This is a genomic window from Saccharopolyspora rhizosphaerae (assembly GCF_003931915.1).
GTDB lineage: Bacteria > Actinomycetota > Actinomycetes > Mycobacteriales > Pseudonocardiaceae > Saccharopolyspora > Saccharopolyspora rhizosphaerae.
This window is the reverse complement of the sequence record NZ_RSAA01000002.1, coordinates 67,872-90,234: the sequence shown is the minus strand read 5'-3', so window position 1 is coordinate 90,234 and position 22,363 is coordinate 67,872. Positions and strand designations below refer to the sequence as shown.

Annotated in this window: 20 protein-coding genes; 8 read left to right on the top strand and 12 right to left on the bottom strand. The window is 71.6% G+C overall.

What is annotated here, in order from left to right; all coding sequences use genetic code 11:
- Window positions 1-108 precede the first annotated feature (108 nt).
- Complete coding sequence (locus EIL87_RS02760) at window positions 109-1,953, bottom strand: CocE/NonD family hydrolase (protein WP_125088546.1); 1,845 nt, start codon at window positions 1,951-1,953, stop codon at window positions 109-111.
- A 57-nt stretch (window positions 1,954-2,010) separates the two neighbouring features.
- Window positions 2,011-2,637: a FadR/GntR family transcriptional regulator gene (locus tag EIL87_RS02755; RefSeq protein WP_125088545.1), complete on the bottom strand. Its 627-nt coding sequence runs from the start codon at window positions 2,635-2,637 to the stop codon at window positions 2,011-2,013.
- A 176-nt stretch (window positions 2,638-2,813) separates the two neighbouring features.
- Here EIL87_RS02755 and EIL87_RS02750 point away from each other — a divergent pair, with 176 nt between their 5' ends.
- Window positions 2,814-3,830: an MBL fold metallo-hydrolase gene (locus tag EIL87_RS02750; protein WP_125088544.1), complete on the top strand. Its 1,017-nt coding sequence runs from the start codon at window positions 2,814-2,816 to the stop codon at window positions 3,828-3,830.
- A gap of 223 nt (window positions 3,831-4,053) precedes the next feature.
- The gene (locus EIL87_RS02745; RefSeq protein ID WP_125088543.1) at window positions 4,054-4,332 is read left to right on the top strand and encodes a DUF3040 domain-containing protein; all 279 of its coding nucleotides are present in this window, start codon (window positions 4,054-4,056) and stop codon (window positions 4,330-4,332) included.
- A gap of 16 nt (window positions 4,333-4,348) precedes the next feature.
- Here the strand turns inward: EIL87_RS02745 and EIL87_RS02740 are convergent, their stop codons facing one another.
- The 4 genes from EIL87_RS02740 to EIL87_RS02725 form a co-directional block, all read right to left on the bottom strand.
- Entirely contained in the window at window positions 4,349-4,549 is a 201-nt protein-coding gene (locus EIL87_RS02740; protein ID WP_125088542.1) for a DUF2795 domain-containing protein, read from the bottom strand.
- Between the two features lie 221 nt (window positions 4,550-4,770).
- The gene (locus EIL87_RS02735; protein ID WP_125088541.1) at window positions 4,771-6,594 is read right to left on the bottom strand and encodes a transketolase; all 1,824 of its coding nucleotides are present in this window, start codon (window positions 6,592-6,594) and stop codon (window positions 4,771-4,773) included.
- A 72-nt stretch (window positions 6,595-6,666) separates the two neighbouring features.
- On the bottom strand, window positions 6,667-7,176 hold the full coding sequence (locus tag EIL87_RS02730) for an ATP-binding protein (protein ID WP_125088540.1): 510 nt from the start codon (window positions 7,174-7,176) through the stop codon (window positions 6,667-6,669).
- A gap of 367 nt (window positions 7,177-7,543) precedes the next feature.
- Window positions 7,544-8,794, bottom strand: a complete 1,251-nt coding sequence (locus EIL87_RS02725) for an aminotransferase family protein (protein WP_125088539.1) — start codon at window positions 8,792-8,794, stop codon at window positions 7,544-7,546.
- A 359-nt stretch (window positions 8,795-9,153) separates the two neighbouring features.
- On the opposite strand from EIL87_RS02725, the gene ssuE reads away from it, so the two are divergent.
- Window positions 9,154-9,714 carry an NADPH-dependent FMN reductase gene (ssuE, locus tag EIL87_RS02720; protein WP_125088538.1) on the top strand — a complete coding sequence of 187 codons (561 nt, stop codon included), beginning with the start codon at window positions 9,154-9,156 and terminating at the stop codon, window positions 9,712-9,714.
- A 17-nt stretch (window positions 9,715-9,731) separates the two neighbouring features.
- On the opposite strand, the gene EIL87_RS02715 is transcribed toward ssuE, so the two are convergent.
- On the bottom strand, window positions 9,732-10,307 hold the full coding sequence (locus EIL87_RS02715) for a TetR/AcrR family transcriptional regulator (protein ID WP_125088537.1): 576 nt from the start codon (window positions 10,305-10,307) through the stop codon (window positions 9,732-9,734).
- Between the two features lie 10 nt (window positions 10,308-10,317).
- A complete protein-coding gene (locus EIL87_RS02710; RefSeq protein ID WP_125088536.1) occupies window positions 10,318-11,769 on the bottom strand; it encodes an MFS transporter in 1,452 nt (483 codons plus the stop codon).
- Window positions 11,770-12,186: 417 nt separating this feature from the next.
- Here EIL87_RS02710 and EIL87_RS02705 point away from each other — a divergent pair, with 417 nt between their 5' ends.
- Entirely contained in the window at window positions 12,187-12,846 is a 660-nt protein-coding gene (locus EIL87_RS02705) for a hypothetical protein (RefSeq protein WP_125088535.1), read from the top strand.
- A gap of 321 nt (window positions 12,847-13,167) precedes the next feature.
- Here EIL87_RS02705 and EIL87_RS02700 read toward each other — a convergent pair whose 3' ends face one another.
- The 3 genes from EIL87_RS02700 to EIL87_RS02690 all read right to left on the bottom strand — a co-directional run bounded on the left by EIL87_RS02700 (window position 13,168) and on the right by EIL87_RS02690 (window position 15,910).
- Complete coding sequence (locus EIL87_RS02700; RefSeq protein ID WP_125088534.1) at window positions 13,168-14,589, bottom strand: amidase; 1,422 nt, start codon at window positions 14,587-14,589, stop codon at window positions 13,168-13,170.
- A gap of 85 nt (window positions 14,590-14,674) precedes the next feature.
- Window positions 14,675-15,475 carry an exodeoxyribonuclease III gene (locus EIL87_RS02695; protein ID WP_125088645.1) on the bottom strand — a complete coding sequence of 267 codons (801 nt, stop codon included), beginning with the start codon at window positions 15,473-15,475 and terminating at the stop codon, window positions 14,675-14,677.
- Between the two features lie 210 nt (window positions 15,476-15,685).
- Window positions 15,686-15,910, bottom strand: a complete 225-nt coding sequence (locus EIL87_RS02690) for a hypothetical protein (RefSeq protein ID WP_125088533.1) — start codon at window positions 15,908-15,910, stop codon at window positions 15,686-15,688.
- 164 nt (window positions 15,911-16,074) lie between these two features.
- Here EIL87_RS02690 and ligD point away from each other — a divergent pair, with 164 nt between their 5' ends.
- The 4 genes from ligD (at window position 16,075) to EIL87_RS02670 (ending at window position 21,081) form a co-directional block, all read left to right on the top strand.
- A complete protein-coding gene (gene ligD, locus EIL87_RS02685; protein WP_125088532.1) occupies window positions 16,075-16,914 on the top strand; it encodes a non-homologous end-joining DNA ligase in 840 nt (279 codons plus the stop codon).
- Window positions 16,915-17,537: 623 nt separating this feature from the next.
- Window positions 17,538-18,032, top strand: coding sequence for a 2Fe-2S iron-sulfur cluster-binding protein (locus tag EIL87_RS02680; RefSeq protein ID WP_125088644.1), 495 nt, complete (start codon window positions 17,538-17,540; stop codon window positions 18,030-18,032).
- Window positions 18,029-19,015, top strand: coding sequence for an FAD binding domain-containing protein (locus EIL87_RS02675; protein ID WP_125088531.1), 987 nt, complete (start codon window positions 18,029-18,031; stop codon window positions 19,013-19,015). The genes EIL87_RS02680 and EIL87_RS02675 overlap by 4 nt, the downstream gene beginning before the upstream one ends.
- Entirely contained in the window at window positions 19,012-21,081 is a 2,070-nt protein-coding gene (locus EIL87_RS02670) for a xanthine dehydrogenase family protein molybdopterin-binding subunit (protein WP_125088530.1), read from the top strand. The genes EIL87_RS02675 and EIL87_RS02670 overlap by 4 nt, the downstream gene beginning before the upstream one ends.
- 6 nt (window positions 21,082-21,087) lie before the next feature.
- Here EIL87_RS02670 and EIL87_RS02665 read toward each other — a convergent pair whose 3' ends face one another.
- Window positions 21,088-22,089: an alpha/beta fold hydrolase gene (locus EIL87_RS02665; protein ID WP_125088529.1), complete on the bottom strand. Its 1,002-nt coding sequence runs from the start codon at window positions 22,087-22,089 to the stop codon at window positions 21,088-21,090.
- Window positions 22,090-22,363 lie beyond the last annotated feature (274 nt).

Sequence of the window (22,363 nt, the reverse complement as noted above, 5' to 3'; positions counted from 1 at the left end):
CGTGCTGCACGCCGGGCGTGGGGTCCCGGTGTTACCGGTGGTCGTCCCGGACCGGGCGGACACCAGGTCTACCGCGACGACCCGCCCCGGGGTCCCGGCCGGGGCAGGTCACCCCGCCGAGGCCGGGATCACCGGCAGCGTGATCTCCGACGGGTGTTCCGGCGAGGTGTGGAGGGTGACCGGCGACAGCGCGGCGGGCAGGTCCCGCACGGTCGGCAGCAGGTGCGGAACGTCGAAGGCCTGCACCGAGACCCGCAGCTTGTGCCCGGGCGGGATCACCGCGCCGGTCGGGAACACCTCGACGTCGACCGGTTCGACCGCACCGGGCTCCAGAGGGCTCTGCGCTTCCTTGGTGAACGGGTGGAACGGCTGGATCAGCTCACCGTCGAGGTAGCGCGACCGGGACTCGTCGAGAGCGCGGTGCGAGAGCACCTGCCAGCCGCCGGTGAGCCGGTCGACCGCGCCATCGGGCGCGACCGAGGACACCGACACCGACAACATCCCGTTGCCGGTCGGGGTCGAGGCCCGCAGGCGGGCGTTGATCGGCCCGCGCAGGCGCACCGCCTCGTCCACCGGCTCGGTCTCGAACACCGCGCCGGACACGTCGTTCCAGCGGTTGTCGTGGCAGAGCTGGGCGATGCCCACGGCGTTGGGCAGCCCGGCGGTCCACTGGTTCGTCGAGCGCGTGCACAGCCCGGACACCGGCACCGGAGCGACCGTGGTCTGCCCCGGCTCCGGGTCGGCGTCCACGAGCCGACCCGGCACGCCGGGCAGCGAGGTGCCGGAGAGCTGGAAGCTGCGGGCGCGCTGCTCGTCGATCCACTGGTCGGCCTCGTGCCACTGGCCGGAGCCGATCTCGTAGTAGGTCAGCGGCGCGATGTCGGCGTCGAGGGACGGATCGGCGTCCCCGCGCACGTGGTGGTCGAACCAGCGCAGCTGGAGCTCCTGCAGCGTGCCGTGACCGGCCTCGGAGATGTCGCCGCGGCTGCCCTCCAGGTGGTCCCACGGGCCCAGGACCATCTTGACCGGGACGCCGCGCTGCCGGAGGTGGTCGAACACCATCGGCGTGCCGCGCTGGAACAGGTCGTACTCGCCGCCGATCAGGAAGGTCGGCACGTCGATGCGGTCGAGGACGCCGGCGGGGGAGCGTTCGGCGTAGAACGGCCCGTCGAAGGCGGCGTTGAGGCCCAGCGTGGCTTCCAGCAGCGTCGGTGCGGTGAAGCTCGTCGCGCCCTGCACGCGGTCGAGGTACATCTGCAGCGCGTTGTCCGGCTCGCTGGGGCCGTAAGCCGGTGGGACGAGGCCGGTCGCGGTGACCAGGCCCAGCCACAGCGGGATGAACCCGACGTCCAGGGCGCCGCCGGAGGCCACCACGTCGCGGTAGGTGTCCATCGCCGGTACCTGCGGGAAGATCGCCTTGAGGCCCGGCGGTTGGTTGCCCGCGGCGAGCAGCTGGCTGATGCCCATGTAGCTGGCGCCGAGCATGCCGACCGAGCCGCCGCTCCACGGGCGCTCCTGGGAGGCGGCCCAGTTCACGATCTCGCCGGCGTCGGTGTTCTCCCGCGCGCTGAAGGCCTGCCAGTCGCCGCCGGAGGAACCCGTCCCGCGCGCGTCGACCGAGACGTGCACGTAGCCGCGCTTGACGAAGTAGTCCGGGTCGCCGATCGCGGCGGCTCCCGGACCGCTGATGATCGTCTTGTTGTAAGCGGTGATGGTGACCAGCACGGGGAAGCGACCGTCGACCGGCTCGCCGTCGGCGCCAGCCGGTCGCTTGACGTCGGCGCGCAGCACCGTGCCGTCCGACATCGGCACGGGCACGTCGGTTTCGGCGACGGCACCCGGGTAGTCCTCACCGCGGGCGCTCCACGCGGGGTTCGGAGCTGCGTGGGCCGCGGGCAGACCGGCGAGAGCGGCCAACAACGCGAGGAGCAGGGCGAGCAACGAGCGACGCATCCAGACCTCCCAGGAATCCGGGAGATCAACGACGGACGGCTCACGAGGTTACGCGGATCACGTCCGGGTGCCGCGGACGTGCAGGTGGGCGTCCACGGATCGGCGGGCCCCCGCCGGGTCGTGGGCCTCGATCGCCGCCAGCAGCGCTTCGTGCCGGGCCGTGTCGCTCGCAGCGGGCGCTGCGCGGGTGAACGGCTCGAACAGCAGCGGGACGAGCGGGTTCCCGGTGGCGTGCGCGATCGCCCGGTGGAACGCGAGGTGCGCGGCGCAGCGTGCTTCCGCGTCCGCCGCCTCGGCCATCTCCCGCAGGTGCTGCCGCAGCAGGGTCAGGTCCGCGTCGGTGCGCTGGAGCGCGGCGAGTTCGGCCGCCCCGCTCTCGAGCACCCGCCGGGCCTCGTGCAGCGCGGTGACCACCTCGGGAACGGCACCGGGGGAGGTCGCCGCCCGGACCAGCGCGTGCAGCGAGGTCCACCGGGTGGGCGGGTTGACGTAGGTGCCTCGTCCGCGCTCGATGCGCACCACGTCCTGCACCCGCAGCGCTTTGATCGCCTCGCGCACCGTCAGCCGGCTCATCGAGAACAGCTCCGCGAGCTCCGCTTCGGACGGCAGCGCGCCCCCGGGCGAGTAGGTCCCGTCGATGATCGACCCCAGGAGCTGCTCGGCCAGCTCGTCCGGCAACGACACGCGGTCTCCGCCCGTCCTCGACACCAACGCCGCAACAAGGTCACGCCCGGCCGCGGTCCGCAGTGGAGCAGCTGCGGCGAGCTCCGCGGAGTCTACGCGAGGAGTGAGCGCGGACACACACCAACCGGTTGGTATGTGTGGTAGAGCTGGTAGGTCGGGTGTCTGGAGGTCTGAGCATGGGTGAATCGCGGTACGAGTGGATGGAGCCGGGTGCGTTCGAGGTGGCGCCGGGCGTGCACCGCATCCCGCTGCCCCTGCCCAACGACGGCCTGCGCGCGGTCAACGTCTACGCCATCGCCGACGGCGACTCGCTGACCCTGGTCGACGGCGGCTGGGCCCTGGAGGCCTCGCGCGAGCAGCTGACCTCCTCACTCGCCCAGATCGGCGCCGGGCCGGGCGACATCACCCGGTTCCTGGTCACCCACGCCCACCGAGACCACTACACGCAGGCGCTCGCGCTGCGCCGCGAACACGGTTCCCAGGTGCTGCTCGGCGAAGGTGAGCGCGACACGATCGCCCGCCTGATGTCGCCGGAGCACCGGTCGATGGACCGCCAGCTGGAGATGCTGGCCGAGCACGGCGCCAAGCCCGTGCGCGACGCGCTGCTGAGCCTGCGCGACGACGCCCCGCGCAACCACATCTGGGACGAGCCGGACGCCTGGATCGACGCCTCCAGCGACCTCGGACTGACGGACCGGCCGCTGCGCGCGCTGCCCACGCCCGGCCACACCCGCGGGCACCTGGTGTTCCTGGAGGAGCAGGCCGGCCTGATGTTCGCCGGGGACCACGTGCTGCCGCACATCACCCCGTCCATCGGCTTCGAGCAGGCCCCCACCGCCAGCCCGCTGCGCGACTACCTGGCTTCGCTGCGCCTGGTGCGCGGCATGCCGGACATGCGGCTGCTGCCCGCGCACGGGCCGGTCACCGACAGCGTCCACGCGCGGGTCGACGAGCTGCTGGCGCACCACGACGCCCGCCTGGCCGCGACCGCCGCCGTGGTGTCGGCCGGCGCGACCACCGCCTACGAGGCGGCGCGAGCGCTGACCTGGACCCGCCGCGAACGCGCCTTCGACGAGCTCGACGTGTTCAACCAGATGATGGCGGTCCTCGAAACCGCCGCCCACCTCGACGTCCTCGTCCTGCAGGACGAGCTGGGCGCGCAGCGCGTCGAAGGGGTCGTGCACTACGCGTGAGTCCTGCCTCGTGCGCCACCGCTCGAGCAGGGGCGTGCAGAGCGATCACCGGACACGGCCCGTAACCGCGCGGGGCGTGTCCTCCGCACCGAAAATCACCCGACTGCAGCGTAGGGGCGACGGGTGATCACGTGCGAGCCTGGATGGGCTCCACGGGCCGCCTGCGGCGGTGGAGGAGCGAGTACCTCGTTGGGGTCGAAGGGGACGTCACTAGGAGCTCGTCATGTTGAGCAAGCACGAGCGGGACAGGCTCGCCGAGATCGAATCGGCGCTGGTGGCCGCAGACCCTGAGCTCGCGGAGCAGTTCGAGCGCTTCCAGGACGGGCACGGCTGGAGCGGACTGCGCACGCTGCTGGTGTGCACCGCGCTCACGCTGACCGCGATGCTGTCCTTGCTGTCGCTGGCGAGCGGCCTGGTGTGGACCGCGTCCGCCCTCGGCGTGATCACGGCAGCGGGCGCACTGGCAGCAGGGTTCGCCGCGCGCCGGCACGGCGAACCCTGACGTCCTCTGAGGACCTTCACTCGTGCAGCGGGTGCGGCAGGGCCTGCAGCACCGTGTCGGCTTCGACGTAGGTGCCCTCGGGCAGCTCGTCGAGCCGGTCCAACTGCTCCGGACCGGCACCGAGGTCCTCGCACTGCTGCGCGATCTCCCGCTTCGTCGCCGGGAACCGCACGTGGCACAGCACCCGGAGCATGTCCGCGCGATCAGCCAGAACCATGACTCCTCCGTTCCAGGCCTGGTGGGGGAACTGCTGGGGGTGGCGGTGCCGGTGGCAGAACCTGAGCGGCTCCGTGGCCCCGCGCCGTCCACGCGCGGGTGCTCGCCACGAAGCCGCTCAGACAACCGCGGCGGTGCCGGGCGGGTCCCGTGGCTCCGCCGCCTTCGAGAACAGCTCCTGGCCGGTTGGTCCGGCCACCCTCCATCATCGCGCGGAAACCCTCACGAGGACACCAGCTCGCGAGCCTTCTCGGCGATGGCCGCGGCGTCGATGCGGGCCTGGCCGAGCAGCTCGGCCGGTTTGCCGGAACCCGGCAGCGCCTGCACCGCGAGCTTGCGCACCGGTGCCGGCCGGTCGGCCAGCGCGCTGAGCACGGCTTCACCGAGACCGCCCTCGGGCCAGTGGTCCTCGGCGGTGACCAGCCCGGCCGTCTCGTCCGCGGCCCGCCGCAGCGTCTCGGTGTCCACCGGTTTGATCGAGTACAGGTCGATGACGCGGGCCTCGATGCCCTCGCTCGCGAGCTGGTCCGCTGCCTTGAGCGCCTCGTGCAGGGTCACTCCGGCGCCCACCAGCGTCACGTGCGAGCCGTTGCGGACCACCTTCGAGCCGCCGACCGGGAACTCCTCGTCCGGCGGGTAGATCACCGGCATCGCGCCCCGGCTGGTGCGCAGGTAGCTGATCCCGGACAGGTCGGCCATCGCCGCCACCAGCTGCACCGTCTGGTTCGCGTCGCACGGGTAGAGCACGGTGCTGCCGTGCACGGCCCGGAAGGCCGCGAGGTCCTCCAGCGCCATCTGCGACGGGCCGTCCTCACCGATGGCCACCCCGGCGTGCGATCCCATCAACCGCAGGTCCGCCCGGCTGATCGCGGCCATCCGGACGAAGTCGTAGGCGCGGGAGAGGAACGCCGCGAAGGTCGAGGCGAACGCGCACCACCCACGCACCTGCATGCCCACCGCGGCGGCGACCATCTGCTGCTCGGCGATGTACATCTCGAAGTAGCGGTCCGAGTGGCTGTCCCGGAACAGCTCGGAGAAGGTCGAGTTCGACACCTCGCCGTCCAAGGCCACCACGTCGCCGCGCCGGTCGCCCAGCGCCGCCAGCGCCTGCCCGTAGGCCTTGCGGGTGGCCAGCTCGGTGCCCTCGTCGAAGGCGGGCAGGCCGCCGCTGCCGGTGTCGAAGACGTGCGGGACCGCGTCACCTTCGGGCTTGGCAGTCTTGACCCGCAGGTCGCGCTGCCCGCCCAGCTCCTCGATCGCCTCCTCGGCGTGGGCCAGGGGCTTGCCGTGGAACCCGAGCTTGTCGGAGACCTCGGAGACGCCCTTGCCCTTCTCGGTCCTCGCCAGGATGGCGACCGGGCGTCCGTCGCTCATCTCCGCGTCGGAGTACGCGGACTCGATCTGCTCCAGGTCGTGCCCGTCGATCTCGATGGTGCGCCAGCCGGCCGCTTGCGCGCGGGCCGCGTAGGCCGAGAGGTCCCAGCCGTGCATGGTCGGCCCGGTCTGGCCGAGCCGGTTGACGTCGATCAGCGCGATCAGGTTGTCCAGCTGCTGGTGTCCGGCGTGCTCGAGGGCTTCCCAGACCGAGCCCTCGGCCATCTCGCTGTCGCCGCAGAGCACCCACACCCGGTAGGGCAGCCGGTCCAGCCGCTTGCCTGCCAACGCCAGACCCACTCCAATGGGCAGGCCTTGGCCGAGCGAGCCCGTCGCCACGTCCACCCATGGCAGGATCGGAGTCGGGTGGCCTTCGAGCTTGCTGCCGAACTCGCGGAAGGTCAGCAGCTCGTCGTCCTCGACGGCGCCGACCGCTTTGAACGCGGAGTACAGCAGCGGGGAGGCGTGCCCCTTGGAGAAGATCAGGTGGTCGTTGGCGGGGTTGTCCGGACGGTCGAAGTCCAGCCGCAGGTGCCCGTCGAGCAGGACCGCCATGAGGTCGGCGGCCGACATCGAGGAGGTCGGGTGCCCGGATCCGGCGGCGGTGCTGGCCCGCACCGAGTCCACCCGCAGCTGTTGTGCCAGTTCGGAGCGGAACGTTGCCTGGTCCATGCCCCGGAAGGTGCCCAGGGTTCCGGCGCGCGAAACACCGCGCAGGTCACCGCACGTGCTCCGGCGGGTGGGTCAGTCCAGTCCGCCGTTGCTGAGGCCGGACAGCAACCGCTTGATGACCTCGGGGTCGACCTCGGCGGTCTCCTCGGTGGTCTGCGGAGCCATCGCGTTCTTCTTCCGCGAGCGGCGGGGCAGCGGAACCGAGTCGGCCTTGACGCCGCTGGGCAGCGGCATCTCGCACCACACCAGGGTGCCGCCGGTGCGCAGCGCAGTGGCACCGCAACGACCGTCGGCGAAGCCCGGGGCCAGCTGCGGAGGAACGGTGGCCTGCTCGTCCTGGACCTCGGCGACGAGGCTCTCGCCGCTCAGGCGCAGGCGGACGGTGATGAAGCCGGGGTTCTTCTGGTCGGCGGCGTCGACCGCTGCGGTGACCAGGGCGCCGGTGAGCTGCGTGGCGGTGTCGACCATCTCGCGCAGGCTCCACTCGGCCAAGGAGAACCGCACGAACATCTCGGTGCAGTTCACCGCGCTGGGAAGCGCGATCAGTCGGAGGTCGTCGACTTGTGCGGTCTGAGTGTTCACCTGGCTGAGTTCCTCCGTCCGCCCCCACTGCGCTTCGATCACCCGGAAGCCGTATTTTGCCAACTCTACTGGGCGGCTCGTGCGCAGGGGCCCCTTGCGTGTGGCCTTGTTCCTCGCTCCTCGGCCCGGGTTCCGGCGGGCCGCCGCGACAGCGCCATCGCCGCTGACAGCCTTCACCATCTGCGACGATGCACGATCTGGTGAAAAACGTACGTGACGAAAGGCGGTCGAGACCACCTTCGGACGTATCGGTTCCGCAACGGGGAAGTTCCGAAGAGGTGGCCCCTGTAATAACCGAGGGGGTGAAAGACGATCGGGTGGCTGGTGTGTCGGGGCGGCCACGGAGTGTCGCGACCGCCCCGGTCGTTCACACCAGCGAGTCAAGCCCTTCCGCGAAGGCCTTGCCGATCAGGCCGATCTCCTCCTCGGTGACGATCAGCGGCGGCGAGACCGCCAGCGCCTTGCCGAGCGGGCGGACGATCACACCGAGCTCGCGGATCTTCTTCTGCAGCTTCGGCAGGGCGCCCGCCTGCAGCTGCTCGGCGGTGAGCTCGACGGCGCCGAGCAGGCCGACCCCGCCGCGCACCTCGGCCACCGCGGGGTGGTCGGCGACCTGCTTGAGCGCCTCGTGCAGCGGGCCCTCCAACGCGTCGGAGCGGGTGATGAGCTGCTCCCGCTCGAGGATGTCGAGGTTGGCCAGCGCCGCCGCCGCCACGGTCGGGTGCCCGGAGTAGGTGGCGCCGTGGCGGAACACCCGGCCCGGTTCGTTCCAGAACGGGTCGGCGACGTGCTCGGCCACCACGACGCCGCCCAGCGGCAGGTACCCGCTGGTCACGCCCTTGGCGAAGGTGATCATGTCGGGCTGCAGGCCCCAGCGCTCCACGCCGAACCAGGTGCCGACCCGGCCGAACCCGCAGATCACGGAGTCGGCGACGAACAGGATCCCGTGCTCGGAGCAGATCTTGGCAACGGCCTCCAGGTAGCCCGGCTCCGGCGGGTAGAGGCCGCCGGCACCCATCACCGGCTCGGCGAAGAACGCAGCGATCTTCTCCGCGCCGATCCTGTCGATGGCCTCCCGCAGGCTCTCGGCGTCGTCGTGCACGACCCGGCCGGTCTCCGGCACCAGCTGCCCGAACCCGGCCTGGTTGGCCTCGATGCCGCCGATGCTGGTGCCCATGCCGTTGGTGCCGTGGTAGGCGTTGCCGCGGCTGAGGATGTGGGTGCGCTGCGGCTGCCCGCGCTGGGCCCAGTACTGCCGGGCGAGCTTCGCGGCCGTGTCGATCGCCTCGCCACCGCCGGTCGCCAGGAAGACCTTGGGGTTGGGCATCGGCGCGAGCTCGGACAGGCGCGTGGCCAGGGCTTCGGCGGGCGGGTTGGTGTAGTCGTTGAAGACGAAGTAGGACTCCAACTCCCGCATCTGCGCCGCTGCCGCCTCGACGATCTCGGTGCGGCCATGTCCCGCGTTGGCGTACCAGAGGCTCGCGGTGCCGTCGAGGTAGCGGCGTCCGGCGTCGTCGTAGATCCAGACGCCCTCGGCCTTGGTGACGCAGAACGAACTGCTCTTGACCTCGAACATGTCCGCGAACGGGTGCCACAGCGCGGTCGGGCTTGATGACATGGTGGTTCTCCTCCTTCGTGGTTCACCGGACAGCTTCGTCGCCCGGACACCCGGATGGCCAGAGGCGACGCGGGTCGGCAGTGGCGAGTTCCGCCGCTGACGTCCGCCCTGTGAGATCCGGCGACCGTTCGTTGACACCGCAACAGCGGCGCCCAGACGATGGTCTCGTGACTTCTCGGAGGCTCAGCAGGCGGACGCACGTGGATCTGCAACGCGTGAAGACGCAGGGCTGTCGTTCCTGACGGCACCGCGCAGTCAGGGGAGACGCCGCCATCCGGCGAAACCCGGCAACGGTCCGCTGCGGCAGCTGGCCACGGTCGGCCAGTTCCCGCCCGAGACCAGGAACAGGGGAGAAGTCCGTGTCCACGGTTTTGATCATTTCCGGAAGCCCGTCGCGCACCTCGAAGACGGAGAAGGTCGGCGAGCACATCGCCCAGCGGCTGTCCGCCGCCGGGCGCGCCACCGATCACCTGCGGGTGCGCACCCTTCCCGCCGAGGCGCTGCTCAGCGCCGACGTCAGCGACCCCGCGATCGGCTCCGCCGTCGCCAAGGTGGCCGAGGCGGACGGGATCGTGCTGGCCACGCCCACCTACAAGGCCGCCTACTCGGGGCTGCTCAAGTCGTTCCTGGACCTGCTGCCGCAGTTCGGCTTCGCCGGCAAGGCCGTCCTGCCGCTGGCCACCGGTGGCAGCGTCGCGCACGTGCTGGCCATCGACTACGCGCTGCGGCCCGTCGTGCACTCCCTGGGCGCGCGCCACGCGGTGCAGAGCTTCTTCCTGCTCGACAAGCACCTCTCGCTGGTCGACGGGCAGCTCACCGTCGAGGAGGAGAGCGCCGCTCCGCTCGCCGACGTCATCGAGCAGTTCACCAAGGCGCTCGACGGGATCCCGCACGCGACGGCCCTCGGCCGTTCGGCCTGACCTGGCGGGACTCCCGCTCAGAGCGGGTTGTCGATCCAGTTCTGGATCAGCGGGGCCGTGAGGGCGACCAGCTCTTCGGTGGGTTCGGCGCTGATCGCCTTGGTGCGCAGCACCAGGCGGGCGGCGCCGAGCCCCATGAGGTGGCTGCACACCAGCTCCGCGCGGAGCCGGGCCCGCGGTCCGCTGAGCCGTTCCGCGAGGCGGGTGACCAGCTGGGACTCGAAGTTGTCGCGGAACCTCCCGCCGGCCGGGCGCGACGAGGTGAACACCGCGCGCACCAGCGGGTCTCCCTGGGTGCGCTCGTGGTAGTCCAGCAACGTGCGCACGAGGTGCTCGCCGAGGCGGGGAAGTTCGCAGTCGAGGAGCTTCTCCGCGTCGTGCTCGAAACCCGAGGCCTGCGCGAACAAGTCTTCCTTGCTGCCGAAGTACTTGACCACCAGCGCGGCGCTGACCTCGGCGTCCGCCGCGATGTCGCGCAAGGTCACGTCGGCGTAACCGCACGAGGAGAAGCGGCGTCTGGCCGCCTTCAGGATGGATTCCCGCGTGGCGCACGCGTCGCGGCGCTGCTCCTCGATCGACCCGGCGGTGGTCATGCACTTCAGGCTAGCGCGAGCCGCCCACCGCGACGGGCACCCTCGGGGTAACAGCCTCGTACCGAGCCGGTCCCGGCGTCGCCGCGGCGATCAGTGCGGCCACCAGGGCCGCCCCGCCCGCGACCGCGAACACCGCGGAGTAGGCGCTGACCGACGGGTAGGTCCCGCCGGCGACGTGCACCAGGGAACCGGTGGTGAGCGCGACCACGATCGCGCTGCAGCTGGAGGTGCCGATCGAGCGGGCGAGGCTGTTGAGCGCGTTGGCCGCGGCGGTCTCCGTGTCGGGGACCGAGCGCATGATCAGAGTCGGCAGCGCGCCGTAGGCGAGCGCGCCGCCGATGGAACCGATGGTCAGGTTCATGATCACCACCGGCAGCGGGCCGTGCAGCAGCGCACCGCCGAGGTTGCCGAGCATGAGGACGCAGGCGCCGATGATCAGCGTGGTGCGCGGCCCGCAGCGGCGCGAGATCCGGGCCGAGACCGGGGAGAACAGGCCCATGGCAGCGCCGATCGGCAGCAGCACCAGACCCGCCACCACCAGCGACAAGCCGTAGCCGTAGCCGGTGGCCGGCGGTGCTTGCAGGAGCTGCGAGCCGACCAGGAAACCGGTGAACATGGCGATGCCCACCAGCACCGACGCGATGTTGGTCAGCAGCACCGTCGGGCGGGCGGAGACCCGCAGGTCCACCAGCGGGGCGCGGGTGCGCAGCTCGTAGGCGCCCCACAGCAGCAGCACGACCGCCGACACGGCGAGCAGTACCAGCACCAGCGCGCTCGACCAACCCCACTCGTTGCCCTTGGAGATCGCCAGGAGCAGGCAGGTCAGCGCCACCGACAGGCCCAGCGCGCCGAGCAGGTCGAACTTCCCGCCGGTCCGCAGCGACGACTCGGGCACCACCTTGAGGATCAGGGCGATCTCGACCAGGGCGAAGACCATCGCGCCGGCGAACAACCAGTGCCAGTTGAGCTCCTGGGCGACGACGCCGGTGAGGGGGAGCCCGACCGCGCCGCCGATGCCCAGGGTGGCGCTCATCAGTGCCACGCCCGAGCCGACCTCCTCCTCGGGCAGCTCGTCGCGCATGATGCTCATGCCCAGCGGCACCACGCCGACCGCGGCGCCCTGCAGCACGCGGCCGACCAGCACCGCGGCGAACTCGTCGCTGACGGCGCCGATCGCGCTGCCCACCGCCATCGTGGCCAGCGACAACAGCAGCATCCGGCGTTTGCCGTACATGTCGCCGAGCCGCCCGGTGACCGGCGCGCAGACCGCTCCGGCGACCAGCGGTGCGGTGACCAGCCATCCGGCGTTGGCGGCGGTGGTGTGCAGCAGGTGCGGGAACTCGGGCAGGAGCGGGACGACGAGGGTCTGCATCAGCGACACCGCGATGCCGCACGAGGCGAGCACGAAGATGACGACTTTCGAACTGCGCGTAGCGGACGAAGCGGACCGGGCGGCGCTCATCAGACTCCTTGCTCGAGGCGTGAACTCGTGTTCACCCGATGAGTAAACCTGTGTTCACCACCGGAAGCAAGCCGATGGGCGTCTCGTTCCACCCGTCAGCCACGAAGATTCACCGCCATGCCGTCCACAGAGGACTCTCGAGTGCGGACATGCGATGCGATCCCACGCGAAACGCCCACCGGCCGAGGCTGGAGGGGTACCGCCGGGCTGATGACTCCGCCCGCACTGCGGCGAACGGCGGCTCGGTGTCGTGTCGCTGGCGCATCGGCGCTGGTAGCAGCGGGGGCGCGTGCACTCCGGCGCGGGCGGGGGTCGACGTTCGCGCGAAGTTCGAGTGGCGATTCGAGCTTCGAATCTGTGAACCTGAGGTTCACAGTGGTAGTGTGAACCTCAGGTTCACAGGAGGAGGTCGTCGTCATGGTGGAGGAGGAAGCCGTTCGGCTCGTCGAGCGGTTGGCCGGGGAGATGACCGTCGAAGTCGCCGACCCCGGCGAGAAGGGCTCGGACTACGGCGACGAGCGGTGGCGGCGGGTGGACTCGCTCGCGCGGCTCCGTGTCGCGCTGGACGTCGAGGAGCTGGTGGCCGAGGCCGCCGCGCAGCACACCGAGTCGGCGGCGGCCGAGAGCGTGTGGCTCGGGGCGAGCCTGGCCGACCTGAGCGCGGTGACCGGCCGGACCCGGCAGGCCGCGCGGAAGCGGTGGCCGCAGCTGGGCTCGATCCACCGCCGGCGCAAGTGGCTCGGTGACCACGTCGAGGACATCACCCACATGGCCGGGCTGCTGGTCTCGCACGCCGACGAGCTCGTCCCCGGGTGGGGTCAGGCCGGGTTCCTCAAGCAGGTGCGGCTGCTGCGCGAAGGGCTCGACCGGTGCGCCGCGGACTTCGCCGAGGACGCCACCCCGCCCGACGACCCGGCAGGACGGTGGCGAGCCCTCGACGAGCTCGTCACCACCACGATGCGTCGCGTCGTCGAGACCGCAGGCGATCCCGCCACACCCGAGGCCGGCTTCGCCCTGCACGGCGCCACCGGCGTGCTCGGCTACTACGACCACGCCACCTCCCCCGACCGGGAGTGAGTCTGGGTGAGGGTGGTCGCTCCGCGCGGCGGTGCGTGCGCCAGGACCTGCTCGGGGTGCGGCGGGCCCGCTGCACCGGGCCCCCGCTCCCGGGCGGGGTGTCTGTCCGTCGAACTTCGCGCGAGGTTCGACGCCGGAAGTTCCCGGTCGAACTTCGCGCGAGGGTTCGAAGTGGGGAGTCGGACGGCACTGCCGCAGGTGCTGAGCGGCTTCGTGGTGAGGACGCCAGGACGCCGCGTCTGTGCGCGGCAGGGGCGCGGAGTCCACGGAGCCGTCAGGTTCTGCGACCGGCACCGGCACGCGGAGCACGCCCGAACGGGCCTAACGGGTCGCCACTGCGGGGAGGGTGGTGACGTGCTGGGTGGCGTGTTCGAAGGCGTGGGCGATCTCCAGCAGCCTGCGCTCGGACCGGTGCGGGCCGACGAGCTGGAGGCCGACGGGCAGGCCCTCGGGCGTGAACCCGGCGGGGACGGAGATCGCCGGGCACCCGGTCGCCGAGATCCAGTACGCCGAGCGCATCCAGTCCAGGTAGGAGGACATGGCGACACCCCCGATCTCGGTCGGGAACTCCAGCTCGACGTCGAACGGCGGAACCTGGCTGACGGGGAGCGCGAGCACGTCGTACCGGGTGAAGAACTCGCGCACGCGGTGGTACAGCTCGGTGTGCAGCCGTTCGGCGCGGCCGACGTCGGCGCCGGTCAGCGCACGTCCGGCGTCGATGTTGTCGCGCAGGCTCGGCTTGATCCGCTCGGGGTGGGCGTCGCGGAGCTCACCGAGCGCCAGCTCGAACTGCCAGGCCCGCAGCGTGCGGAAGACCTCGTCGGCGCCGGTGAGGTCCGGCCACGCCTCCTCGACCGCGCCGCCGAGGTCGGCGAGCACCTGCGCGGTCGGCTCCAGCACCGCCCGCACCTGCGGGTCGACCACCAGGTCGCCGCCCAGGTCCAGCGAGAACGCCACCCGCAGGCCGCTGAGGTCCGAGTCCAGCGGCCCGTCGAAGACCGACCCGGGCTCGCTGATGGAGAGGGGGCTGCGGTCGTCGGGGCCGGCGATCACCGAGAGCATCAGCGCCGCGTCGGAGACCGTGCGCGCCATCGGTCCCTGCACCGACAGGGTCGACCACGCCGCGGCGTCCGGCCAGGTCGGCACCCGGCCGGGTGCGGGGCGCAGCCCCACGACGTTGTTGAACGAAGCCGGGTTGCGCAGCGATCCGCCCATGTCGCTGCCGTCGGCCAACGGCTGCATCCGGCAGGCCAGGGCGGCTGCCGCTCCACCGCTGCTGCCGCCCGCGGAGCGGTCCCGCGCGTACGGGTTGGCGGTGGTGCCGAAGACGGGGTTGAAGGTGTGCGACCCGGCTGCGAACTCCGGGACGTTCGTCTTGCCCACCACGACAGTGCCGGCCGCCTTGAGCCGTTCGACGACCAGCTCGTCGCGGTCGGGGACGTTGTCGGCCAGCAGCGGCGAACCGTAGGTGGTGCGGATGCCCGCGGTGTCGTGGGTGTCCTTGTGCGCGATCGGCAGGCCGTGCAGCGGCCCGACCTCGGCGCCCGAGGCGAGCCGCTCGTCGGCCTCGGCCGCGGCCGCCAGCGCCCGCTCGGGGTCGACCGAGACGAGGGCGTTGACCTCGGGGTTGAGCCGCTCGATCTGCTCGAGGTGGACCTGCACCACCTCACGCGCCGAGGCTTCGCGCGTGCGGATCAGCGCGACCAGCTCACCGGCCGTGCGGTGGCAGAGCGAATCGGACACGTGGGGGCTCCTCCCGCCGGTGGTTCGTCCGCAACATAACGCCCCGGACGGGCCGGGAGCGCGGAGGTGATCACGAACGCAGCGGTCAGCTCGAGGCGAGGTCGACGACCACCGGCGCGTGGTCGGAGGTGCCCTTGCCCTTGCGCGCGTTGCGGTCGACGTAGGCGTCGGTGACCCGGCCGGTGAGCGAAGCGTTGCCGTAGACGAGGTCGATGCGCATGCCCTGGTTGTGGGGGAACCGCAGCGCCCGGTAGTCCCAGTAGGTGAACGGTACGTCGTACTTCAACGCCCGCGGGTAGACCTCGGTCAGGCCGGCGCCCTTGAGCGCGGTGAGCGCCTTGCGCTCCTCGGCGGTGACGTGGGTGGAGCCGTCGAAAGCGGCGATGTCCCACACGTCGCGGTCTTCGGGAGCGATGTTGAAGTCGCCCAGCACCGCCCACGGGCGGTCGCCGGCCAGCTCCTCGACGGCGGTGGCGCGCAGCGCGTCCAGCCACCGCAGCTTGTACTCGTAGTGGGCGTGGCCGACCTCGCGGCCGTTGGGCACGTAGACCGACCAGACGCGGACGCCACCGCAGGTCGCGGCGATGGCGCGGGGTTCCGGAGCTTCGAACAGGGAGCCTTCGGCCAGGAAGCCGGGCTGGTCGAGCAGCCCCCGCCGGACCTCGGTCACCCCGACGCGGGAGAGGACGGCAACGCCGTTCCACCGGCCGGTCCCGTGCGCGGCGACTTCGTAACCGAGCTCGCCGACCTCGTCGTACGGGAAGTCGTCCTCGGCGCACTTGATCTCCTGGAGGCACACCACGTCCGGTTCGGCCGTGCCCAGCCAGTCCAGCAGCTTGGGCAGCCGGGCCCCGACCGAGTTGACGTTCCAGGTGGCGATGCGCATGGCCGCAGCTTCGCACACGTCACCGACGCTCCCAGCCTGCGGATCGCGGAGGAGCCGCTGCGCCAGGTGTGGGGCCCAACCGGCACCGGCCCGGGTTCTGAGCGGCTTCGCGGCGAGTTCGCCGGGACGCCGCTACCGACCTGCCTCGAGAGCGGCGCGCGGAGTCGAGGCGCCCAGCTCCTGCCCCTGCACCCTCACGCGAAGCAACCCCTACGTCGCGACGCTCTGCTCTCCGGCGTACTGGTAGCGCCAGACCCCGTCGGGGCGCTGGTCGCGCCGGTTGTAGCGGGCGTAGGGCGAGCAGGGTGCTTCTCCGTCGCGGGGGGAGGGGAAGGCGAACTCGCCCATGGGTAAGTCCGCGTCGACCGCGGGGATGATGAACGATCGCCCGTCCTCCGGGCCGCCGATGAGTTCTGCGTGGACGTGTTGCTGCATCGTGGTTCTCCACTGGTCGGCGTTCGGCGCAGTCCCTTACAGCCCATAGGAACAAATCCAACGGCCAACGGTTCCCGTTGTCACCCGAACGTTTTAACGATGTGCTGCGAACGCCGCTCACGACCAGGTGGTTGGGCACCTCGCGGCCCGGGTACGACGGGGTCATGCCGCTGAACCAGGACGCACCGTCCAACCCGGACAAGGTGCTCTACCCGCAAGATGCTTTCCGGAAGCAAGACGTGTTCGACTACTACCGGTCGGTTTCCGAACCGCTCCTCGCGCACGCGCGGGACAAACCCGTGACGCTGCGGCGCTTCCCGGACGGCATCGACGCGGGAGGGTTCTTCCAGAAGGAGGCGTCGAGCCACTTCCCGGACTGGATCCCGCGGGCGTCGGTGCCGCAACGCGGTGGCGGGTCCCCGGTGCACCACGTGCTGCTCGACAGCGAGGACGCGCTGCTCTACCTCGCCGACCAGGCGTGCCTGGAGTTCCACATCGCACTGTCCACTGTAGAGGACCTGGAGCGTCCGGTGCTGGCGGTGCTCGACGTCGACCCGCCGGAGGACACCGACATCGCCGAGCTGCGGACCGTGGTGCGGGGGTTGTGCCGGCTGTTCACCGACTCCGGGTTCGCGCCGCACCTCCAGGCGACCGGCGGCAAGGGTTTCCACATCGCGGGGCCGCTCGACGGCGAACTGGGCTTCGAGGAGGTGCGCTCGCAGATGCGCGACCTCGCCGAGCGAGCGGCGCACGACGACCCGGACCGGCTGACCACCGAGCAGCGCAAGAACAAGCGCGGCGACCGGATCTTCCTCGACATCAACCGCAACGCCTACGGGCAGACCATGATCGCGCCCTACTCGCTGCGAGCTCGCTCGGGTGCGCCGGCGGCCACCCCGCTCGATCTCGACGAGCTCGGCCGGGTGCACCCGCGCTCCTACGGGCTGGCCAACATGGCCCGCAGGCTCGCTCAGAAGTCCGACCCGTGGCGCGACCTGCATTGATCGAACACCCGGGCTTCCGGACACGCCGGTTCGCTCCGTCGAACGGGACTCGGGGGAGGAGGGGCACGGAGCCCCCGGTGACGGGAACGGATGACCCGGTCGGGTACCGGGGTAGTCGCGACCCCGAGGACCGGGCGCAGACGAGGCGCGTTTCCCTGTCGGCGGACGCTGCCGTTGTCGCGAGCACGGGCCGTCGTGGCGCGCGCGGTACCGCGGTGATCAGGCGGCGGATCAGGGCGGTGATCGGGTGGTGGGTCACCGGGGTGACGGAAGTCGACGAGCGGGCCTCTGGTGGGTCGATGAGCTTTCCGGGAGTGTCCCGGGTGGTAGGAGCCGGCCCGCGTTCGGAGCCCTCGGGCTCTGGGGACCGGGTGATCAGGCGGCGGATCAGGGCGGTGATCGGGTGGTGGGTCACCGGGTGCTCGGATCGCTGGGTCGGGCGGACGGGGTGCCGCAGTGGTGGGGCACCGACACCGCCGTGCTCCTGGACCGGCTGAGGTGCGCCGGTCGATGAGGACCGCACTGCTCCGCGTCGAACAGCGGACCGATCGGGTGGCTGTGGAACGTGCATGGGCTGGCGGGTGTGCGGGTACGCGTGGTTCAGGCACGACGAGGGAGGCATCGTGGACGCCGACATCACGCTGTTCGTGGACGGAACGGAGCACCGGCTCACCGTCGACACCCGCACGACCGTGCTCGACGCGTTGCGAGAACGACTCGGGATCACCAGCCCGAAGAAGGGCTGCGACCACGGCCAGTGCGGGGCGTGCACCGTCCTGCTCGAGGGCAGGCGCGTCAACAGCTGCCTGATGCCCGCCGTCGCCCACGACGGAGCGCACCTGAGCACCGCCGACGGTCTCGGTGAGGACGGCCGACCACACCCGGTGCAGAGCGAGTTCATCCGCCACGACGCCTTCCAGTGCGGGTACTGCACACCCGGCCAGGTCGTCTCGGCCGTGGCCGCGATCGAGGAGCTGAAGGCCGGCGAACCGAGCGCGGTCACCGCCGACGACACCGACCTCGACGAGGAGATCCGGGAGCGGATGAGCGGCAACATCTGCCGCTGCGGCGCCTACGCCAACATCGTGCGCGCGCTCAGCGAGGCGGTGGCCCGATGAGGCCCTTCCACTACCAGCGCGCCACGGACGTCGACGCGGCCGTGAGCACGCTCGCCGACACGCCCGGCGCCGAGTTCCTGGCGGGCGGCACCAACCTCGTCGACCTGATGAAGCTGGAGGTGACCGCGCCCGACGTGCTGGTCGACGTGCGGCAGCTGACCTCCGACCAGGTCGAGGACCACGACGGCACGTTGCGCATCGGGGCCTCGGTGACCAACAGCGCGCTGGCGGCGAACCCGCTGGTGCGGGAGCGCTTCCCGGTGCTGTCGCAGGCGGTGCTGGCCGGAGCCTCCGCTCAGCTGCGCAACCTGGCCACCACCGGCGGGAACCTGCTGCAGCGCACCCGGTGCGGCTACTTCCAGGACGTCAGCACGCCGTGCAACAAGCGCGACCCCGGCAGCGGGTGTTCCGCGCTCGACGGCTTCCACCGCGAACACGCCATCTTCGGAGCCTCCCGCGACTGCGTGGCGACGCACCCCTCGGACATGGCCGTGGCGCTGGTCGCGCTCGACGCGGTGGTCAACACCGTCGGGCCGGCCGGGCCGCGCAGCATCGAGCTGATCGACCTGCACCGGTTGCCCGGCAGCGAACCCCAGCGCGACACCGTGCTCGAGCACGGCGAGCTGATCACCTCGGTCGACGTACCACCGCTGCGGATGGCCACCACCTCCCGCTACCGCAAGGCCCGCGACCGCACGTCGTTCGCGTTCGCGCTGGTCTCGGTCGCGGCCGCGCTCGACGTCGTCGAGGGTGCCGTCCGCGACGTGCGCCTCGCGCTCGGCGGGGTCGCGCACAAGCCCTGGCGTGCCACGACCGCCGAAGCGGCGCTGCGCGGGGAACCCGCCACCGCCGAGGCGTTCCGCCGCGCCGCCGACGCAGAACTGGAGGGAGCGGACCCGTTGCCCGGGAACGAGTTCAAGGTCCAGCTGGTGCGGAACATGATCACCGGAGCGCTGTCGGACCTGGCGGGGGTGCGGCGATGAGCACCGCCACCCGCGTCGTCGGCACCGCGGTCGACCGCTTGGAAGGCGAGGCGAAGGTCCGGGGCCGCGCCCTCTACGCCACCGAACACCCCGTCGACGACCCCGTCTTCGCGCACCTCGTGCAGTCCCGCATCGCGCGGGGCCGCATCACCGGCATCGACACCGGCGCGGCGCTCGAGGAACCCGGCGTGCTCGACGTGGTGACCCACCACAACGCACCCGAGCTGGCCTCCACCGACGACGCCGAGCTCGCGGTGCTGCAATCACCGGACGTCGGCTACCGGGGTCAACCGATCGCCGTGGTGCTCGCCGAGAGCTCCGAAAGCGCCCGCGCCGCAGCGGGACTCGTTCGGGTCGAGTACGAGCAGGCCGAGCACGACGTCCACCTGAGCGCCGACCGGGACGACCTCGTGGCGGCCGACGACGACCGCGAACAAGGCGACCTCGACGCCGCGCTGGTCCGGGCGGACGTCGTGCACGACGCCGTCTACACCACGCCGCAGGAGCACCACATCGCGCTGGAGCCGCACGCCACCACCGCTGTGTGGTCCGAGGGCGCGCTCACCGTCTACGACTCCACGCAGGGCGTGCACTGGGTGCGCGACGCGTTGACCGACCTCTTCGGCGTCGACCCGGAGAACGTGCACGTGGTGGCCCCGCACGTCGGTGGTGGTTTCGGTTCCAAGGGGCCGGCGCACGCGCACCTGGTCGCCGCCGTGCTGGCGGCGCAGCGGGTCCAGCCGCGCCCGGTGAAGCTCGTGCTCACCCGGCAGCAGAGCTTCCCGATCGTCGGCCCGCGCGCCGCGACGATCCAGCGCATCCGGCTCGGTGCCGACGCCGAGGGGCACCTGACCGCCGTCGGCAACGACGTGGTCGCGCAATCCGCGCGGCTCAAGGACTTCACCGAACAGGCCGGCACGCCCACGGCCATGATGTACGCCGCGCCGAACCGCCGGATCACCCATCGCCTGGCACGGCTGGACCTCCCGGTGCCGACCTGGATGCGGGCGCCCGGCGAGTGCCCGGGCATGTTCGCCCTGGAGACCGCGATGGACGAGATGGCCATCGCCTGCGGGCTCGACCCGATCGAGTTCCGCATCCGCAACGAACCCGACACCGACCCGGACAGCGGCCTGCCGTACTCCAGCCGCAACCTGGTGGTCTGCCTGCGCGAAGGCGCCCGCCGGTTCGGCTGGGCCGACCGCGACCCGGCACCGGGTACCCGCCGCGCGGGGGAGTGGCTGGTGGGCACCGGTGTCGCCGCCTCCACCTACCCGGTCAACTCGATGCCCGGCACGCAGGCGACCATCCACGCCCAGCCGGACGGCCGGTACCGGGTCCTGATCGGAGCGACCGACATCGGCACCGGTGCCTGGACCGCGCTGACCCAGATCGCCGCCGACGCCCTGGGCGCCGAGCTGGACCGGGTCACGGTGAGCATCGGCGACACCGACCTGCCCTGGGCCTCCGGTGCCGGCGGTTCGACCGGGATCACCTGCTGGGGGTCGGCGATCGTCGACGCGGCGCGCCGGCTCCGCGAGGAGGTGCCCGAAGGTCAACCCGTTCCGGAAGGAGGCGCGGTCGTCACGGGCGCGACGCCGGACAACCCGCACAGCGGGCAGTGGTCGATGCACAGCTTCGGGGCCCAGTTCGCCGAGGTCCGGGTGCACCGCGACACCGGCGAGGTGCGGGTGCCGCGCATGCTCGGGATCTTCGCCGCCGGCCGCATCGTCAACGCCAAGACCGGTGCCTCGCAGCTGCTCGGCGGGATGACGATGGGCGTGTCGATGGCGCTGCACGAGCAGGCGCACGTCGACCCCCGCTTCGGGCACGTGATCAACCAAGACATGGAGAAGTACCACGTCGCGTCTTGCGCCGACATCGGCGACGTCGAGGTCGACTGGGTCGACGAGGACGACCCGCACGTCAACCCGATGGGCACGAAGGGCATCGGCGAGCTCGGCATCGTGGGTGCGGCGGCCGCGGTCGACAACGCGGTGCACCACGCCACCGGCACCCGGGTCCGGGACCTGCCCATCACCCCGGACAAGCTCCTGACCGGCTGAGGCCGGTCACTGGTGGGCTGCGACGAAGCGGTCGATCTCGGCGACGATCGCCTCGGGCTCCTCAGAGGCCACGGCGTGCGAGGCGTCGGGGTGGACGACCACGGTGCCCTCCCGCAGCACCCGCTCGGCGACCTGCGCTGCCGCAGCGGTGTCGTGCATGACCGACTTCCCGGCCAGCACCGCCAGCACGGGGACGTCCAGCGCGGCCAGCTCCTCCTCCGGGATGAGCGAGGGTTGCGGGAGCTTGATCGTGTAGGTCCTCATCGCCGTCTCGGTCAGCCGTGCGAGCGGTTCGTCCTCGACGGGAGCGCCACCGGCGGTGTAGGAGGCGAAGGAGTCCCGCCACGCCTTGGGCAACCAGGGCACCGAGGCCGGGATCGCGCGGATCGCGGTCTCGAGCGGGATGGCCGCGAAGGTGCAGGCGGGGTCGACCAGCAGCAGCCCGGCGACCCGGCCGGGGTGGTGGGTGGCGAGGTTCGTCGCCGTCCAGCCGCCGATCGACAGGCCCAACAGGTAGAAGCGCTCCTCGGGCAGCGCGGCCAGCGTCTGGTCGAGCCAGGCGGCGTTGTCCTCGAAGTCCTCGATCGGCGCTTCCTGCACGCTCATGTCCGGTTCGCCGAGCAGGTCGACGACGTAGAGGTCGCCGAGCCGCAGCAGCGAAGGCATGTTGTCCGCCCAGATCGGGCTGGGCGACTCCCTTCCCGGCAGCAGCACAAGTGGGTGCTGTGCGCGGGAGTTCTCGGCGCCTTCGTACCGGTAGACGCGGACGACGCCGAAACCGGTTCGCACGTCGAGGGTTTCGGTCGGTGGGGGCATCGCTTCCCACGCCGTGCGGTAGTCGGCCAGGAAGGCGTCGTGCCCTGCCTTGGAGTTCCAGTGCCCCACCGGCGACGGTGTGCGCAGCGCGAAGGCACCCACCAGCACCACGGCGGCCAGCACCACGGCGACCACGCGCCATGCCCGGCGCCCGCGCCGCCGCGGGCGACCGGTCTTGTCCTCGTCCGTCATGCAGCCCCCAGTCGTCGGCGCCCAGGATAGTGACACCGACGCGGTCGGCACGCCTCGTCGCCGACTCCGAGGAGATCAGGGTCGGCGCGGTGTTCCCGGCGGTGTCGTGTGGTGATGAGGGCGCGGAGTCCGGCACGCCCCGAGGAGAGCGGCAGCCTCGCGATCAGGGCGGCGGGCCCGAGGGGAAGAGAGGGCCACGAGCGCGGTCCCACCCGTGATCACGACGATCGACGTGAGTCCGCAGCGGTCCCGCGTGCCACGGCAGTGCCCGCAG

Bases quoted from the DNA above. Each gene is read 5' to 3' on its own strand.
- EIL87_RS02760 (WP_125088546.1), bottom strand. From the start codon at position 1,953: ATGCGTCGCTCGTTGCTCGCCCTGCTCCTCGCGTTGTTGGCCGCTCTC.
- EIL87_RS02750 (WP_125088544.1), top strand. From the start codon at position 2,814: ATGGGTGAATCGCGGTACGAGTGGATGGAGCCGGGTGCGTTCGAGGTG.
- EIL87_RS02745 (WP_125088543.1), top strand. From the start codon at position 4,054: ATGTTGAGCAAGCACGAGCGGGACAGGCTCGCCGAGATCGAATCGGCG.
- EIL87_RS02740 (WP_125088542.1), bottom strand. From the start codon at position 4,549: ATGGTTCTGGCTGATCGCGCGGACATGCTCCGGGTGCTGTGCCACGTG.
- EIL87_RS02735 (WP_125088541.1), bottom strand. From the start codon at position 6,594: ATGGACCAGGCAACGTTCCGCTCCGAACTGGCACAACAGCTGCGGGTG.
- EIL87_RS02725 (WP_125088539.1), bottom strand. From the start codon at position 8,794: ATGTCATCAAGCCCGACCGCGCTGTGGCACCCGTTCGCGGACATGTTC.
- EIL87_RS02715 (WP_125088537.1), bottom strand. From the start codon at position 10,307: ATGACCACCGCCGGGTCGATCGAGGAGCAGCGCCGCGACGCGTGCGCC.
- EIL87_RS02710 (WP_125088536.1), bottom strand. From the start codon at position 11,769: ATGAGCGCCGCCCGGTCCGCTTCGTCCGCTACGCGCAGTTCGAAAGTC.
- EIL87_RS02705 (WP_125088535.1), top strand. From the start codon at position 12,187: ATGGTGGAGGAGGAAGCCGTTCGGCTCGTCGAGCGGTTGGCCGGGGAG.
- EIL87_RS02695 (WP_125088645.1), bottom strand. From the start codon at position 15,475: ATGCGCATCGCCACCTGGAACGTCAACTCGGTCGGGGCCCGGCTGCCC.
- EIL87_RS02690 (WP_125088533.1), bottom strand. From the start codon at position 15,910: ATGCAGCAACACGTCCACGCAGAACTCATCGGCGGCCCGGAGGACGGG.
- ligD (WP_125088532.1), top strand. From the start codon at position 16,075: ATGCCGCTGAACCAGGACGCACCGTCCAACCCGGACAAGGTGCTCTAC.
- EIL87_RS02675 (WP_125088531.1), top strand. From the start codon at position 18,029: ATGAGGCCCTTCCACTACCAGCGCGCCACGGACGTCGACGCGGCCGTG.
- EIL87_RS02670 (WP_125088530.1), top strand. From the start codon at position 19,012: ATGAGCACCGCCACCCGCGTCGTCGGCACCGCGGTCGACCGCTTGGAA.
- EIL87_RS02665 (WP_125088529.1), bottom strand. From the start codon at position 22,089: ATGACGGACGAGGACAAGACCGGTCGCCCGCGGCGGCGCGGGCGCCGG.